Genomic DNA, 17,379 nt, shown 5'->3' on the forward strand with positions numbered 1-17,379 from the left:
CGCAAAGCACATTATCAATAAACGGGTCAACGAGCAGGCCACCAATGGCCGCTATAGCTTGTTGGGAAATCAAAAGGTTCACTCCTAGAACAATCTTTCTGAAGCCGCCAGCATGGGCTGGGGGCATATTTCGCTAGTCAGAGAGAAAGGGAGTGATCAAATACGCAGGCGCAAAGTGGCAAGCCAGGTTCGGTTGCCGGGGTGGGATTCTGTCGCAGTAGGAGATAATTCAGGCGTACCGAATGGCGGAGCCAGAATTTGGGGCCACTGGTAAGTTGGCGGTGGCGCCAACTGGGGAAGTTCCAGATTCAAGTATGCGGCGGTGACGGCAACTTGGTGGTCGTCCAGCGAAGTCTTCAGGGAGACTTGGGCGTCATAGCCACAACAGTCATCACCTGAGTCTGACCCCTTGGCCATATCATCGCAGCAACATTCCGCTGATGGCTTGGGGTCCTCCATCATTTCGCAGGCGAGCACGGTCTGTACCTGCAACATCAGCAGGAGCAGGGCCGCCATGGCTATCAGCTTGGCGCGAAATGTGGACGAATAGTTCTTCATTACTGATAAATCATACACCAGAGGCCGGTTGCTCGACAAAGGTTGCTTTCGCTATGTGACCAAGAGGTATTTCCAAGTTTTTCTTTCTTCTACTAGGGGTAATTACGGCACAGGTTAACCCTTCGGCAGAGATTTCTTGACGATAGTTAGTAGATTCCCTTCGATAAATGCGACTACAACAGCACCACAAGGTGTCTCTATGAAATTAACTCCCCCGGTTTGCCTCCTTCTGATCTTCTTATTGGCGGCACCTTCTTTTGCAGATTCTAAACGCACATCTCTCGAGGAGTTATTTGCGACTACCTATAAACATAATGAAGAGATTAACAGTGAATGGGTGCTGAGTAGGGAGCGGAACTGGGCTGCCTGGCAAAGAATGAGGGCTGTTAGGGAAGCTGCTAATAGAGGGGAGGACTTGTCATACCTCAGTAAGTATGGGCTTGAGAGAAAGTCCGCGTGGTACGAGATTGATTTAGGAAAGCAACGAGCGTGGCTGACGTCATTTAGACTGCTAGGGGTACTCTCTTCTTGGTATATGTTAAAGACGAATCAGGAGGAGCTTTATGAGCTTGGTATGACTGTGGCTGAAGTGGAAAAGTTGGGTCGCTATGTTATCGCCAATGACATCAAAGAAATAAACATCCAGGCAAGATTAGATTATTTCCACAAAGAGGAAGCTGGTTACATAGGCCGGATCCTTCAAGGAGGTGAGGACTTTGCCGCTATCTATTTAGAGCTTCAAGGTAATCTTGAAGCTCTTGAACACCTCTTGGAAACTAATTGGATCATAGATCTATTCAGTAAGTTTGATAGTGAAGCTCAAGAGATATTACTGACCTATAGCTTATCGAAATATAACTCACGAGAGGGAATGGGACGTAGTAGTTACAGTCTGGATCAAGAAGCCGAAATGTTTGTTGATAAATTTCTTTCTGGGGAGATAAACGCAATGACGAAGGAGGCTTTGGAAAGGCTTCAAGAGAAAAGGCTGGCTAAAAAAGCTAAGATCAATGTGGAATTTAAGCCCCCGGTTGATTCGCCCGTAAATGAGTGCAAGTGTCCTCCCGATCAATGTTCCTACAATAATTCTTGATTATACTTAATTTAATAGATTTCCCGTCATAATCGACCGCGTGGCATGGTCTTCACTTCGAGTGGTAGTTGTAATGACTGTAACAAGGATCTGTTTTTGGCTTGTCGCGCTTTTCTATTCCTTATCCCCCTTTGCAGATGAGTACATAGTCCAGAGCGAGGACTACGACCCGTTTACCCAGATGACAGAACTCTGGCTAAAGGGTGAAATTTCAAATCGTCAGATAAGGGACTTGGCACTTAGAGGGCGCTATCAAAACAGCTCTGCCGCTAATAGTGCTCATGTCTCCTTCTTTCTTGATGAAATGCAGGTGATTGCGCGGGGGAACTCTGTATCGGGTCGTTCGGCCCAGATATCCGTCCAGGTTGATGAGTCAATTTTTGACTTGGATTATGACCTTGTTTCTATGCATATGATGATCAATGGTCATGGAAATGGGTTATCAAGCAAGCAGAAATTCCTTTTGGTTACTTTTATGTACCGGTTAGCAGCAGAAGGCTGGAGCAAGTCTTCTGGAGTCGATGAAATGGAGAAACATCTTATTTATCGAACTCTCGATTACTTATCTGAAATGCCTGCAGATTATAAAATGTGGGTGATTGCCAAAGAAATACAATACCCGGTTCATTAGGTTGTTAATCTATAGCTTCATTAAAGTTTAAGTGGCTTAAATGGCCACAACAGACTTTAACTGAAGGGCTAAAGGATAAGATTCCTGGCAGTTATTCAGACTATTGGTAGAGGTTCAATTTATTCAGTTTTTATTGCTGTGAATAGCTATATATCAACTATTTAAGGATTTGTTTAATCTAAAGTTCCTAGTCACGTTGAATACATTGTAAAAAGGAAAGTTATGGATTTGTCTGATAAAGTTGCTGTTGTTATAGGAGCGGGAAGTGGACTAGGGCGGGCTTTAGCAATACGTTTGGCCGAAAAAGGAATGAAGTTGGTATTAGCCGGATATACCCTAAGTAATCTCGAAGCAACAGCCAAATTGATAGCACGAGAAGGTGCTGAGTATATTTGCGTACAAGCAGATGTATCTAAACTTGGGGATATGCAAAACATCGCCGATAGAACTTTAAATCACTTTGATAAGGTACACTTGCTCTGTAATGTGGCCGGTATAGGTCCTTTGGGGGCTATAGCAGAAACCTCTATCGATGAGTGGGAGTGGATTTTATCGGTGAATTTGTGGGGGCCTATTAACGGTATTCATGTATTTCTCCCTCATATCGAACAGAATGACGAGGGCCACATATTGTCTGTAGCATCGGAATCTGGCCTATATGGTATAGGGTGCTTTGGGGCCTACAATGTTTCAAAATTCGGTGTAGTAGGTTTAATGCAAAGTCTAGAGCGGGATCTTCGTTTGGCTAACTCGCCGATAAAAACTTCTGTATTTTGTCCTGGTGCTATGAAAACTAATATTCTCGACTCTTCACGTAATAGACCCGCAAGTGTAGCAGTAATTCACCCTGAGTCTGAAGTCGAGAAAAAAGTTAAAGCCAAAGTTGTCAAAGTGATTTCTGAAGGTATGAAGCCAGAAAATGCTGCTGATATAATTACTAGTGGTATAGAGAGTGGGCAGTTTTGGATTTTCTCCCATCCTTATGTACCCGAAACTGCATTTCAGCAGGCAAAGGCGATGTTGGATAGTAATACGTTAATTGATATTTAGCTGTATTAGTTCAGACCAAATCTGACACATCCTCTTGAAAAAGAGGGGTTTACCGGTTTTGATGAAGGTGCCTAAACCTAAAAGCAAAACCAAGGATAAATCCCATGATCCATACTAATGATCGCATCATCAAACACAAGACCGGATTGCTAAATCTGGCAGAAGAACTCGGAAATATCTCCAAAGCATGTAAGATGCTGGGTGTATCGAGAGACACTTTCTATCGGTACAAGGAAGCCGTTTCAAGTGGTGGCGTGGACGCCCTTCTTGAGAAGAACCGGCGTGTACCCAACCACAAGAACCGTGTTGACACAGTCATTGAAGAGGCAGTGTTAACTTATGCCCTCCAAGAGCCTGCCCATGGGCAGGTTCGAGTTTCCAATGAACTGCGTAAACGCGGTGTATTTGTGTCCCCTAGTGGCGTTCGGAGTATCTGGTTACGGCATGACCTAGCTAACTTCAAATTGCGATTAAAGGCACTTGAGGCCAAGGTCGCTGAGGAGGGACTGATCCTCACGGAGTCACAGGTTCAGGCTTTGGAGAGAAAACGGCATGATGATGAAGCCTGTGGTGAAATTGATACTCAACACCCAGGTTATCTGGGCTCGCAGGATACCTTCTATGTAGGAACCTTTAAGGGCGTCGGACGTGTCTACCAACAAACCTATATCGATACCTATGCGAAGGTGGCTCATTGCAAGCTGTACACCACCAAAACGCCAATCACTGCGGCAGACCTCCTGAATGACCGTGTACTACCGTTTTATGCCTTACATGATCTACCGGTGCTGCGTATCCTAACTGATCGCGGTACAGAGTATTGTGGCAAATTGGAACAGCACGACTACCAGTTATATCTAAGTGTGAACGAAATAGAACACACCAAGACAAAAGCCAGACACCCACAAACTAACGGGATCTGTGAGCGCTTCCATAAAACTATTCTACAAGAGTTCTACCAACCTTCATTACGCCGCAAGATCTATGGATCAATAGAAGAGTTACAAAAGGATCTGGACGAGTGGCTCACATATTACAATAATGAGAGAACCCATCAGGGTAAGAAGTGTTGCGGTCGAACACCGTTAGCCACTCTTGAAGATGGAAAAAGCATCTGGAAGGAAAAGCTCGTAAACTGAATTTGACCTGACAGAGCACCTCCTGAAAAACCGGTAACTGTCAGATCAAGTCTGAACTACTACAATTTAGCTTAATTAGGAAGCCTCTGATTAGTTTCGAGCCAACTTGGTAGTATTCCGCTATCCGTCAAGATCTTGCCCCTAGCTACCTTTGCCGAAGCCGCATATAATCTGAAGCGTCATGGAACTCCCCGCGAGAAGTTTCTTTCTCAGATGCATCCTCTCATCCCATGGGGGTGGCTAGAAGTCCATTTATCAAAGCTTCCTTAGAAAGGTCCTAGTTGGTACCTGCGATCAGAAAAAATATAGCGATTTCCTCCTCTTTTCCTGTAATCTCCACCTCTTTACATCTGTAACGTATTTTAGTTTTAAAAGGACTTATATGCAGGATCGAATATCACAGTTGGATTTGTTAAGGGGAGTCGCATTGTTGGGGCTTCCTTTAATGAATATGATAAATTTCTCTATGCCTATGGCGGCTTATTTGAATCCAAAGGCCTATTTGCCAAATGGCCCTTTGAATGATTTTCTCTTTAGCTTTTTCCATTTGTTTGCTGATCAAAAATTCATGGGGCTTTTTGCCATGCTTTTTGGCGCAGGCATCATACTTTTAGCTGAGAAACGTGAGCAGCAGAATAAGTCTGCTGCAAAAATTCACTACAGTCGAAATTTCTGGCTACTGTTGATTGGCCTTTGTCATGGCATCTTCATTTGGGAAGGCGACATCCTGATGATCTATGCCTTTATAGCCATGTTTGTGTATTTGTTACGCAAGTTACGCGGAAGCTGGCTGATTGCATTGGGGGTGATTACGCTTGCCTTATCAGCATATAGCTCATATCTGATAGGAGTTTTTATAGAACCCCTAACAGGAGAAGCTCGATATGCAACGGCAGCCATTTTTGCCCCTGATACAGCGCAGATCCAGCAAGATATAGAAATATATCGAGGAGGGTTCTGGGATCTGGTCGGGAGTCGATTAGTTGCTGGTAATTTAGCTTCTAGTCCGGAATCAGCAATCGTTATTTCCTACTTTAGCCTCTCCATTATTTTAAAAGCTGCCGCTATGATGTTGCTGGGAATGGGCCTGTTTAAGTTGGATATCCTACGTGGCCAAGCCAGTTCGTCTGCCTACAAAAAACTAGCTATTACTGGGTTGGCTATTGGGGTGACATTTACCGGTATAGGGCTTATCTGGAACTATAGTCATGACTGGAGTATGGATGATTACTTCACCTATGGTGCCATTTTTAATTTGGTAGGGTCCACATTTACCAGTATCGGTTATATCGGCTTGATCTGCCTTTGGTTCAAATTAGGTAAACACCTATGGATCAAAGGCAAGATCCAAAGCGTTGGGCGGATGGCATTTACCAATTACTTGGCTCAATCATTTATTTGCATTTATATTTTTTATGGCTTTGGATTGGGTTTGTATGGTGAGCTGACACGTATAGAAGTACTTGGGGTCTGTGTGCTGCTGGGCCTGTTTCAGCTGGCATATTCGGATCTTTGGCTTAAGGCATTTCGTATGGGGCCGCTAGAGTGGTTTTGGCGAACTTTAACATATTTCAGGTTTGCACCGCTGATAAAGGAAAGGGGCGTACCGGCGACCGAACAGCGCTTATAGAGTTCATAGCTAAAATTTGGCGGGCTGCTGTTAATCTTGAGAATAGGAGTCATCGGTAGCTCGTTACCTGTACCACAGATTGTTTATTACGAGGTCTTTTAAATATTTTTATAGGATGATGGGCCGTAAAGATAAGATGTTTTCACATTAAAAATAGGCATGATTGAACTTGATCTGACAGGGCTTCTTCTAAGAAGCGGGTAACTGTCAGATCAAGTTGAAAGTTAGTAGATCTCTAATTACCTAAAGCCAAAGAACCCTACAATATCTTTTTAGTAATCTACAGTTGTTATTATAAAGTCACCTTCAATTGTACCTTCACTATCCTGGTCAGTATAAGCAATCCAGGCTGCTGTCTCACTGGCAGCTGCCAGCTTACTTTTCAATGCGAGCGCTTCCATCATATTGCGAGGCACATCGAAGTGCCATTGAGTACCCAGTGCCTGACATTCACTTTCTCCATTCGACCAGGTAGACTTACTCGTAGTCAGTGACCACATAACAGGGTAATTGATAGCGCCATCATCTTTTAAGTCGTTTACATGCAGTTCGCCATTTAACCGTCTCTTACAAGCAAATGAATAGGAACGATCACATTGGCGGTCATTAAAGCGCCCGTCGCTTCTGATAACAGCGCAGTCCTCTCCGTTACCATGATCATTGGGTTCTCCCTCTCCCCAAGACCATAGTCCTTTATTTTGAAATCTGCTGTCTGTAGCACTGACATCATAGTGTTCTACGGTGTTGATGCCGTCATCCCAGTTATCCAGGGAATCGTCATCGCCACTCTTCCAGTGTCTGTCCAGTCCACCCCATCCATCGAATATTACATCGAATGACTCATTATCATCCCTAATATTGCTGTCATTTTTTGTCCAGAAAAATACGAATCTCTTTTTTCCATTTACACCATCATGTTTACGGACTGTCTCCCGTGATAACTCTTGAGAGGGGAGTGAGGTTCGTTTATAGCTCGTGACTTCAATCCCATTGGGAAAGTCCTCTCTATAGTCTTGGGGTGTGTAAATGTATTCCAGGCCTATCTGATCTATAAGATGATTTTTAAAAGTTACCTGGGCACCGGACGATACCGCATTTTCGATATGTACGATTACTGTACGGTTAGTGCCATATTGATCCTGCTTGTAAGCCCAATCCCTCAAATCTCCCAATACAGTAGAGATAGGAACGCGTTGAGGATCAAGCCAGAAATTACAATAGAATGAGCCATGACAAAAATATTGTTCACCACTGAACTGATGCAGGTCCAGCTCAATAATTTCAGCACCAATATCAATTTGGTCTTTAACCCTGGCAGATTGTTCAGAGCCTACCCAGATAGCACCATAGGCATCAGAGTTATAACTGTTGTGTGTTGCAAGGACTTGTGTATAGCGAATTGGTGTTGAGTAAGTCAGGCGCCGTTGTAGCTCGAGTGCATATTTTGCGTGGTCATTGGTACCTTGTTCTGTCTCGTAATCGTAATAGAGGTTGAATTGAACCAACATTGAATAGGGATCGGTCTTTGCAAATAGAGGTGTACTCATCAACGTTATATAACTAAATAGAGCGATACAAATCTTCTTTAGCCCTTTCGAGAGTGGCCATGAATAGTTTTTTTTCATTATTATTCCTACTGTTCGCCTGAGTTTGTTATTTTTTAAACAGATTTATTTGCGCTCTCTATTACGACTGCCGAGATAAAAGTAATCGCATGCAGCAATACTTGCGTCTCTAAACGTATGAAGTTTATTTCTACCCATCTCCCTTGTGAGGTCGGATATCAGGAACTTCAATAATCTTCAAATGTTTTAAGTATAAACCCCTGAAGGGCAATAGAGTGCAAAAGCAATGATATCGAAAAGATATAACCTGTTAGCCACTTTAAATGTATTAACGAGAAGCACCTCACAAAGTTATAGTTTTATAATGCTTAAATCAAAAACTATTTACTATTATTTAAAGGTTAAACACTTTCTAGCTAATACCCTAATAGTCAATCGGTGACGAAATGGTAATCAAAAAGCGAACTGCTCGTGGAAGTAGCGATAGATAGCATATAAGTAAAATAGGGTAATAAGGGTAGGGCTAGGGTTTTCTGGCCGATAATACCGAGAAATAGCCGAGTGCCTGGTATGATTGAGGATTTACAAATCCTGCTGTCTCAAGCATCCGATAAAGCGCTTTGGCTGAGTATAGTTGGGAGCCGTGGTTCATAAACAAATGAAAGCAGAACAAGCTTGGCGTTAAACGAGTATCATCGAAGAGCATATCGTGAATAAATACCTGCCCACCTTTTGGTAAAAGTGCGAAGGCTCTGTCGATCAAGATTTGGCATGTAGCATACTGCCAATCGTGCAACACATTGCTAAAGCAAATGCCATCGAACCCCTCAGGCCATGGGTCTCTAAAGAAATCCCCTTTAACTATCTGGATTTGCTGGTCTTTCTTGAACTTACTTATATACAATGCTGCTATATCGCAAACCGGCGGCAGGTCGAAGAGCAGCGCATTGCGCTCAGGATAGGTATCGCAGAAGGCGAGAGCAATGGTTCCAGAGCCTCCACCGGCATCGAGTAGGGTTTGAGCGTTTTCAAAAATACCGCAGGAAGCAGCCTCAACTGCGGAGGCAAACCCCTGCGAATGCATCAGATGAGTAAAAGCTGCTGCTGAGTCATCGTCCATGTCATTTTTTTGCCACATGTCGGTTACAGAGCGACCTTTACATTCCAGCTCATATTCTCTTTGTAAGCTGGTGAGTATCTTTTTATCCAGGTGATTGATGTCATAGATTTGAAAAGGATCGAGTAAGACTTCCCCCCAATAGTAGTGACTATTTTTGGAGAGGTAGCATTTCCCCAGCTCTGTATTTTTCACTTGTTGTTTGTCGAAGCAGATATACCCCAAATGACTCAGAATCAACAGAAAGAAGCCCATTCCTTTATTGCTGAGCTGCAATTCCTTACTGAGTGCTTCGCAGGAATCGTAACCGCGTTCAATTAGCCCGGTGATATCCAACCTTGCAGAAACCATCAGGCAGGCAAAATTATAGTTTCCCATAAGACGGTCCCACATAGGGCCGTCGGATGCACTAGGGGGAGTTATGATTTGAGTTCTACCGCTATTTCCCATCGCTCATTCTCCAAATTACCCGGGGAACTTTGTTGGTGCGTTCGATACGCTTAAGTCGATCGGCTTTTTGTACTGTGAAGGACTGAGGGTACTGTCTGACAACAGAGGCGAGGTTGTGAATGTTGTTCAAAATATGCTCACAGATGCTGTTGGCACTTGCCGTGCCTGTGAACTGAACGACTATTGAATCGGCAGACTTTTTTGTTTGGGGGTCGCCGCTGAGAAGTAGTTGAACTTCTTCGACGCCTTCACATTCATAGGTGAGCTCTATGATCTTATTGAGGTCCAGAAGGGCGCTGCATAAATCGACATTGTCATCTGCTCTCCCTTGAATAGATAGGCCATTAGGACGACCACAGGGACAAGTTGCTTTTTGGATTAGGTCACCTAACCGGTAACGCACTATCGGTACCGTCCACCCTGTACCTACACGGGTAAGCAGGGCGCCTTGATCGTCAGTTTCGATCAATTGGTCCGCTAAAAGGTGATATATGTTCAAATCACACCCAGGGGAATTGACAGCAATGCTATTGGTTTCTACCGATCCATAGTCGCACCACAGCCCAGCATCAGGGAAAGCCTTACGTATGACCTTCAACTTTGCTTTGGTCCAAGGTTCCCCCATCCAGATAATTGTCTTTATTGGGAGTTGGCTGCCTGAATCTAGTATACCTTCGGCAAAATCTGCCAGTCCTGTGGGTGCGCCAGCAAGTGAGTCCACATCGATGTTATGTAGAAGTTCCAGCCAATTCTCCACCTCACCAGATATAAAGGGGCCTGTAGGTGCAATGGTGCATTTGGAAGCCTCTGCCAGTGTTTGAATAAAGTAGTGTGCACCCCATAGCCGCCCAGGATTAAAGAGATTAAGAAGAACACTTTGAGAGCTGAGCGGGCGCCATTCCTTGAGCAATCTTTGAATTGCCTGGTGATAAGGTGTATAGGCCAGCTTCGGCTTTCCAGTTGTGCCGCCGCTAGACATGATAATGGCTCCGTGTTCCTGCGCGGCATTTTGGCTGATATGTTTCAGTTCAACGGGGCCACAAACGGGAATGTCATCGAGACAGACGGCAGAAACAGGTATATCTGGTCCACCGTAGAGTGAAAGACTGCGGGCGTGGGCGAGAATGGCATTCCAATCCAGGTGGCCGATGTTCATAGCGTTAAGGTAGCTCCCGTTCAATCCCGTCTTCCTGGGGTGGTGAGGTATCGGGTGGAACTGAGGAAATTGTAGTAACAGGGCGCCTAGGTAGAGGGTGGTCTGGCCAATTGGGAGTTATCCTCATCAGTACCGATGCATTTCAGCAGCAATAGATCACGCCAGCTTTTGCCAGGGACTCCACTTCATCTTGTGGGATACCCAAGTCACCAAGGATCTCTCGAGTGTTCTCTCCGTAAAGTGGTGCTTGCTGGAAAGGCACTGGAGGAGTGTCGGGAATAGAGAAGGGGGCGTTTATAAATTGTATTGAGTCACGGCTTGTACTGCGTGTATAAGGAATTGATACAGTCTTGTCGTTATCTTGGACATAGGGGTTGTTAAGCGCCTCGGCGATATCATAGACCGGGGCACAGGGGATTTTACCCTCCATTTGAGCGCACCATTCTTTTGTTGTTCTCTTCTGGAAGTGCTGGTCTAGAGCTTCTGTCAGCAGCTCTCTGTTTTGCATCCTGCTTTCATTGGTCAAAAAGCGGGCATTAGTTTGTAATAAATCGGAGCCTAGTTCGTGACAAAGCATTTCCCAGAATTTCTGGGTTAAGCAGGCCACGTAAAACCAACCATCTGCTGTCTTTACTAATTGGCAAGGTGCTTGGGATGCGTGGGCTGAGCGAGGTTGCTTCCCTGGGACTATCCCCTCGTTGAGAAACCATAACCCTTGGTAGCAGAGGCAATTTAGCGCAATATCGAATAAGTTAGTGTCAAAATCACCGCCTTTTCCTGTGACTTCGGTCCTCAGTAACCCTGAAACGGTACAGAGGGCTGAATAGACACTCCCCAGGAGATCCACTACTGACACGCCAACTTTGGTTGGGATCGATCCTGGTTCTCCAGTCACTGACATCCAACCAGTTTCTGCCTGCATAAGGAAATCATATCCTGGCCAGTGCTTTCTATTGTTGTCTCTGCCATACCCTGAGAGATGGGTACAAACTATTTTGGGGTTCGCCACTTTGAGGTCAGCATAGGTAACGCCTAACTCTTCGGGCAAAGAACCTCGAAAGTTGTCGATAACAGCATGTGAGTTATTCACAAGCTTCAAGAATACCTCCCTGCCAGTGGGATCCCTGATATCCAGGGCCAAGCTCTTCTTGTTGTGGAGCGTCGATTCACTTGTCTCATTGTCTTCGCGAGCTTCATCAAGATAGATAGATCCCATTTTTCTAAGTGGATTCCCACCTTGTTTGGGGTCTTCAATATTGACTACTTCTGCGCCCAGAAAAGCTAGTAAAGTGCCATGAAAGGACCCTGCGCCCCAGGTTTCGAATGAAAGAATACGCTTTCCGTGGAGAGGGAGCATCATGATATACCTGATTTGCGCAAACAAAATTAATGGCCAGCCAAGTTTTGCCACTTAGTTACAAGTGGGTATTAGTTTATAGTGTAGTGGTCTAATCCTTCCGGACACTTCGCTAAGATGGTAAAACTACCAAGCGAGGTGAAGTATGACAACAAAAGGTACACGCCGGTATTTCAAGCCGGAATTTAAGAAAGACGCCGTAGCGCTAGTCTCTGAGCAAGGGTATTCAATTTCTAAAGCAGCAGAGGCTGTAGGAACAACAGCCAATAACCTGCGACGCTGGATAAAGGAACTGAAGCAGGAAGAAGACGGTGTAAGGTTGGATGTAGGTGAGCGCGCAGAATTAGAGCGATTACGACGTGAAAATAAGCAGTTGCGGATGGAGAAAGAAATCCTAAAAAAGGCCAGCGCCTTCTTTGCGAAAGAAATGAAATAAAGTACAGCTTTATTGAAAAACAGCAAGGCAGCTTTCCTGTTAGGGTGCTCTGCCGGGTAATGCAGGTAAGTAAGACTGGCTATTACGATTGGTGTTGCCGTGGTAATAGCTCAATAGATGCTCAAACATGGCAACTATGCCATCGTTTGAAGGCCCTATTTGCAGAATCTAGACAGAGCCTCGGAAGTCGTCGGTTAATGAAGCTGTTACGTAAAGAAGGTTTTGAAGTCGGGCGCTATCGAGTCCGCAAGCTCATGAAAAAGCTAGGCTTGGCAGTAAAGCGTAAGAAGCGATTTACAATAACGACAGACAGTAAACATCACCTACCGGTCGCAGAGAACCTTCTGAATAGGGAGTTCTCACCGAGTGCTAAAAATCAAGTTTGGACGACTGATATTACATATATTTGGACTTCGCAGGGCTGGTTGTACTTGGCGGTAGTGATTGATCTCTATTCGCGCCGGATTATTGGTTGGCATCTAGATCGGAAGATGGAAACGGCCCTGGTAACTCGTGCGTTGATGATGGCTGTCAATTTGCGTTCGCCCCCAAAAGGTCTCCTGCATCACTCTGATCGTGGCAGTCAGTATGCCAGCCATACCTACCAAACGTTATTGAGTCAGCATGGGATGGTGTGTTCAATGAGCCGTAAGGGAAATTGTTGGGACAACGCACCGACTGAACGTTTCTTCAGCAGCCTGAAGCGGGAGTGGGTAACAGGAAACCTTTATCCGACAAGGGAGGATGCGGTAGCGGATGTAAGAGCCTATATTGCTTATTACAACTCACGCAGAATACACACAACACTGGGAGACCTAGCCCCTATCGAATTTGAGAAATGTGCTTGAAGAAGTGTCCGGTTGGAGTTGACCACAACATAGATCACTGTGTAATTCTGATGTGGGAAAAGAGAGTACGAAGTTTGCATTGGTTATTAGGATCTATTGAAGTTACGGCGGACATTGAGTGTTTAATTATTCCTCTTAGGTTTGACTGACAAATAGTATCCCGATCCGAGAAATAGTTTTTACATAGTAGTAAGTCTAAGTATGCGCCACCAACGCACAACCGGGTATTGCAAACTAGACTCTTTGAGATCCAGTTAATGGCTTTTAAGGATGTGAATATGGATCGTTTTCATATCAGTAGGGTGGAGTTATATGCGATAGCCGATAAATGTGCGCCGCCAAAATGATATTGTTTTGCGTGACAACCCTGGACGCAATTTCGTATTCATTGACCGGGGTTGCCACAAAGAATCTTGATGCTGAGGTAAATGTTATGCCAGCATAAAATAGTTGGTCAAATGACATAAAACGGCAAGGGATCGCGGAGTGTCCTGATTTTCAGCCCTCCTCCTTGTGTTGCTCGGCATCAAAGTATGAATAATATAAGAGTATCGTTTTTGATTGTTGTTTATATCTGAAATTCAGAGTATTTAAACGGCGTGTATAAATCTAACGGCTTCGTTCTTACATTGTTGGTTTATGCCCGTTCATCACTTTGCTAACACCTTTCGCTACCCTGGCAGTAAATTGAGCCCTGGAAGTTAGGAGTAACTGCTATTTTTAAATTTATAGGAGTACAAATTTACTTTGAATCCATAGCTTTTCATTGCATAAGAACACCATTTGTCGATATCAAGATGGGAGCTTTGACAAATTGTTTTTTGTTCCGCTGTAAAGGACTTTTAGTCATATCGACAAATCAATGTATTGGATTCTGTGAGGGTCTTGAGTTGTGTAAAGCGACAAGGAGGTTACTATGCGCCTGCACTCAGCTGTCATTATTGGATCACTTATTTTTTCCATGGAGGCCATAGCTGCTGACTATGGTAGTCTAGAAAACCCGTGGGGGTTTCGTCCATATATTTCACTGAATGGTGGAGTTAATAGGCTGGAGGTTAAGCAGGATTATCGTACTGTGGGTGTATTTTATGACCCATATTTCTACTACGACTATTTTTACGAATATAGTTACTACAAAACCTCAAGTTCAGGAAGTGAGCCTTGGGGCAGCGTCGATATCGGGATCGACTTCAATGGCTACCCGTTTGAACTTCGCTTTAGCTATGGCAGAACAAATTTAGGGCGATCGATATCGGTAGAAAATATCGATTATATCGATGACGAAGTTACAGTTGTTGAGCGATACCAGGTCAATCAGAAACATCGCTTGGATGTATTTTCAATTACAGGAACTCTGGATTTATCTTGGTATTGCGACAGGTCCTGCATGTATTTGTTGTTGGGCTATAGTTTTGCGCAGCTGGACTGGTCATATACTATGGATGAATTTTACGCTGGTGGTAACTATTATGGGTCAAATGAATTCAGTAAAAGCTATTTCCATGTAGGTCTAGGTGCGCGATACAACTTTAATAATTCTTTCCGTATAAGTGCCGAATACATGCTGCATAATGTTGGTAAGGTGGGGGAGTATTATATAAATGACTTTGACCATATAGAATTTGATTTAAGGAACCTTAATGTGTTGCAAGTTGGTATATCCTTTATATTCTGATTTATACTTCTTGTTCATTTAAAATGAAAGTATGGGTTAAAGCCATACTTTCATGAATATGGGTGCTCAATCTCTCAAATAGTACTAATCGATAAGATCTAAGAGCTTCCTCTTATCAACTTTCCCGACTGCGGTAACCGGCAGACGAGATAACACTTTAAGCTGCTCAGGTAGCTTAAAGCTGGCCAGGCCCCTTTCGGTTAAGAAGTCGCGCAACGTTTGCAAGCTTGGCGCTTTATCCGTACATACGATAGTCGCTCCAACTTGCTCTCCCATCTCTTGGTCTGGCAAAGCAATGATAGCTGCTTGTTGGATGCTGGGGTGGGCGAGTAGATGCTCTTCAATTTCGTCACATGCAAATGTTTCCCCGCCCCGATTTACAACATCTTTGAGTCGTCCAGTAACTACAATATTGCCATTGTCCAGAATGCGTACACGATCCCCGCTGCAATAGAATCCATCTGGGGTAAAAGCGCGTCGGTTATGTTCTTCTGCACGGTAATAGCCTCTCAGTGTATAGGGGCCGCGAGTAAGCAGTTCTCCTTCTTCTCCGGCTTTCACTTCCTGCCCGTACTCATCAACCACTTTTAGAGTATCGAGGGAACTCATAGGTCTTCCTTGAGTATTGGTGATGGTTTCATTGTTATCTTCGCGATGGGTGTAACAAATCAACCCTTCGGCCATTCCGAATACCTGCTGTAGTGCACCGGGAAAAGCATCTATCGCAGCATAGGCGTCAGTTGGACTCAGTTTTGAGCCACCAACTTGAAGTAAGCGGAGAGAGCTTAAATCAGCATCTTCCCATTCTGTCGCTGCAGTCCAGACTTGAGCCAGTGCTGGGACCAGGGCTGTGGCGGTTACGCCGTAACGCTCTATCAGCTCAAAGCAGTAGTCCGGGCTTGCATCTTTGGTGAATATTACCTGCCCACCCATGGATAGCGTGCCCAGAATGCCGGGGCAACCCAATGGAAAATTATGGGCGGCGGGGAGTACTGCCAGATAGATTTCATCTTTTCCTAAATTACAAGCAGCCGTAGCGCAGGTAATGTTGTAGCGATAGTCATTGTGGGAGCGTGGAATAAGTTTCGGAAGTCCTGTAGTGCCACCGGAAACGAGGAATAGAGCTGGGGCGTTGGGGTCTACGGGAACAGGGGTGAAGCCTTGGCATTCTCTTCTGGGCAGGGAGGGGAATGTGTCATTTTCATCAGAACTGTATATGCCTCGAAAAGTCGGAGATTGCGAAGCAATTTGTTCTATCATGCTGTGACGGCTTGCATCACTTTCCGCTCCTGAAGTGATATAGATACTGGCACCCGAGACCTGTGCAAAATGGCATATTTCATTTTGGCGATGCGCAGGCAAAGCTAGTACAGGAACCAGTCCCGCTCGAAATAAGCCGAGCAGGGTTGTAATAAAACTGACCTGATTGCTCCACTGGAGTATTGCCCGCTCCCCAACTTTGTAGCCTTGTTCCACCAGGCCTGCAGCAATGCTATCGGCCTCATTAACCAATTCAGCATAAGTTAATTGATCCGATAGGTCCCGAACTGCGCATTGATTGGGAAAGTTTTTCGCATTACGTGTGATCAGCTCCCAAATAGGTTGGTTATCCCAAATTCCTTGTTGCTGATAGAAATCCTCTAGTTCCTTTGGGTGAGGCGTGTAACCATTAAGTAAATTATTTTCCATGCTGGTCTCCTGAAATGTTTGGGTGGAGCAGGGGAGTGTTTTTTTGAATCTTCTTCAGATTTCTAAATTAAGAATTAACAGTTAGTATTCACGGCTTCAAATTTCTTATTGAGATAAATCTATGTCCGGCGCTTGGCTACAAATCCCTCGCCCTCAACCTAAAGCGGCTATCCGACTTTTGTGTTTGCCTCATGCTGGTGGTACAGCATCACTTTATCGACCTTGGGCGAAATTATTGCCAGATTCCATAGAATTGGTGCTCGTATGTTTACCGGGTAGGGAGCAACGCTGTAATGAAACTATGCCCACAAATATGCAAACTTTAATTGCTTTGTTAAGTAGGGCTATCAAACCTGTCATCGATAAACCCTGGGCAGTATTTGGGCACAGTATGGGAGCTACAGTTGCTCATGAATTGGCTCTCTCCTTGTATCGCGAAAAATTGTGCGGTCCTGAACACATATTTGTCTCTGCGCGCGAAGCTCCACAATTTCAAAAGATTGGAAACGTACACCAGTTGAGTGATGAATCTCTGTGCCAACAACTCATTGAGCTTGGCGGCACCTCTCCTGAATTATTGGAAATTCCTGAGTTAAGGGCTCTACTACTTCCTGCTATACGCCAGGATTATCGATTGATCGAAACCAGCAAGATGTCCTCGGACCAACTTTTAGATTGTCCCATCACCGCGATGCTAGGACGGGATGATCCTGAGTTGAGCACCGATGAAGCTCGGGGTTGGCAGCAGTGGACCAATGGTGAGTTCCAATTGAAAGAATACGCAGGTAACCATTTTTATCTGTCAGATTGTCCTGATCTGGTGGTTGGCCATATTGTTCAGAAGCTACGCTTGGCCTAACTGCATGTAAAGTTAAGTTGGCCGTATAAAATCTTTCTGTTTCTTGTAACGCTATCGAAATTAATTGTCGGGAGAATAGGGCTGTTGAGCGGCCCTATATTCTCCATCGTTCAATAGATAGCGGAT

General features: G+C 44.6%; 14 protein-coding genes. 8 read left to right on the forward strand and 6 right to left on the reverse strand.

From position 1 onward, the window contains the following. Nucleotides 1–156 precede the first annotated feature (156 nt). Nucleotides 157–558, reverse strand: a complete 402-nt coding sequence (locus tag ACJJI5_RS12095) for a hypothetical protein (RefSeq protein WP_444908216.1) — start codon at nucleotides 556–558, stop codon at nucleotides 157–159. Nucleotides 559–757: 199 nt separating this feature from the next. Between ACJJI5_RS12095 and ACJJI5_RS12100 the strand changes: the two genes are divergently transcribed. From ACJJI5_RS12100 to ACJJI5_RS12120, 5 genes are all read left to right on the forward strand, one after another. Next, on the forward strand, nucleotides 758–1,651 hold the full coding sequence (locus ACJJI5_RS12100) for a hypothetical protein (RefSeq protein ID WP_444908217.1): 894 nt from the start codon (nucleotides 758–760) through the stop codon (nucleotides 1,649–1,651). Between the two features lie 73 nt (nucleotides 1,652–1,724). Then, nucleotides 1,725–2,282 (forward strand): hypothetical protein, encoded by a 558-nt coding sequence (locus ACJJI5_RS12105; RefSeq protein WP_282932883.1) that lies wholly within the window; start codon nucleotides 1,725–1,727, stop codon nucleotides 2,280–2,282. 222 nt (nucleotides 2,283–2,504) lie between these two features. Then, a complete protein-coding gene (locus ACJJI5_RS12110; protein WP_445354139.1) occupies nucleotides 2,505–3,332 on the forward strand; it encodes an SDR family NAD(P)-dependent oxidoreductase in 828 nt (275 codons plus the stop codon). A 104-nt stretch (nucleotides 3,333–3,436) separates the two neighbouring features. Then, complete coding sequence (locus ACJJI5_RS12115) at nucleotides 3,437–4,471, forward strand: IS481 family transposase (protein WP_444932638.1); 1,035 nt, start codon at nucleotides 3,437–3,439, stop codon at nucleotides 4,469–4,471. A gap of 382 nt (nucleotides 4,472–4,853) precedes the next feature. Continuing rightward, a complete protein-coding gene (locus ACJJI5_RS12120; protein ID WP_445354140.1) occupies nucleotides 4,854–6,101 on the forward strand; it encodes a DUF418 domain-containing protein in 1,248 nt (415 codons plus the stop codon). A 272-nt stretch (nucleotides 6,102–6,373) separates the two neighbouring features. Here ACJJI5_RS12120 and ACJJI5_RS12125 read toward each other — a convergent pair whose 3' ends face one another. The 4 genes from ACJJI5_RS12125 to ACJJI5_RS12140 form a co-directional block, all read right to left on the reverse strand. Next, complete coding sequence (locus ACJJI5_RS12125; RefSeq protein ID WP_444933299.1) at nucleotides 6,374–7,726, reverse strand: lectin-like protein; 1,353 nt, start codon at nucleotides 7,724–7,726, stop codon at nucleotides 6,374–6,376. Nucleotides 7,727–8,189: 463 nt separating this feature from the next. Further along, a complete protein-coding gene (locus ACJJI5_RS12130) occupies nucleotides 8,190–9,161 on the reverse strand; it encodes a methyltransferase (protein WP_444933298.1) in 972 nt (323 codons plus the stop codon). 61 nt (nucleotides 9,162–9,222) lie between these two features. Further along, entirely contained in the window at nucleotides 9,223–10,413 is a 1,191-nt protein-coding gene (locus ACJJI5_RS12135; protein ID WP_445354141.1) for an AMP-binding protein, read from the reverse strand. A gap of 118 nt (nucleotides 10,414–10,531) precedes the next feature. Further along, nucleotides 10,532–11,749 (reverse strand): CaiB/BaiF CoA transferase family protein, encoded by a 1,218-nt coding sequence (locus ACJJI5_RS12140; RefSeq protein ID WP_445354142.1) that lies wholly within the window; start codon nucleotides 11,747–11,749, stop codon nucleotides 10,532–10,534. Nucleotides 11,750–11,891: 142 nt separating this feature from the next. Between ACJJI5_RS12140 and ACJJI5_RS12145 the strand changes: the two genes are divergently transcribed. Both ACJJI5_RS12145 and ACJJI5_RS12150 read left to right on the forward strand, forming a co-directional pair. Continuing rightward, a protein-coding gene (locus tag ACJJI5_RS12145; RefSeq protein WP_445354143.1) for an IS3 family transposase occupies nucleotides 11,892–13,030 on the forward strand; the annotation gives its coding sequence in 2 pieces (ribosomal slippage) (nucleotides 11,892–12,141 and nucleotides 12,141–13,030; 1,140 coding nt in all). A gap of 916 nt (nucleotides 13,031–13,946) precedes the next feature. Beyond that, nucleotides 13,947–14,705 (forward strand): putative outer membrane beta-barrel protein, encoded by a 759-nt coding sequence (locus ACJJI5_RS12150; RefSeq protein WP_444897406.1) that lies wholly within the window; start codon nucleotides 13,947–13,949, stop codon nucleotides 14,703–14,705. A gap of 84 nt (nucleotides 14,706–14,789) precedes the next feature. Here the strand turns inward: ACJJI5_RS12150 and ACJJI5_RS12155 are convergent, their stop codons facing one another. Then, entirely contained in the window at nucleotides 14,790–16,394 is a 1,605-nt protein-coding gene (locus ACJJI5_RS12155) for a (2,3-dihydroxybenzoyl)adenylate synthase (protein WP_445354144.1), read from the reverse strand. A 121-nt stretch (nucleotides 16,395–16,515) separates the two neighbouring features. Here ACJJI5_RS12155 and ACJJI5_RS12160 point away from each other — a divergent pair, with 121 nt between their 5' ends. After that, the gene (locus tag ACJJI5_RS12160) at nucleotides 16,516–17,253 is read left to right on the forward strand and encodes a thioesterase II family protein (protein WP_445354145.1); all 738 of its coding nucleotides are present in this window, start codon (nucleotides 16,516–16,518) and stop codon (nucleotides 17,251–17,253) included. Nucleotides 17,254–17,379: the final 126 nt, after the last annotated feature.

The sequence above is a fragment of the Microbulbifer maximicatervae (SeqCode) genome, assembly GCF_052467955.1.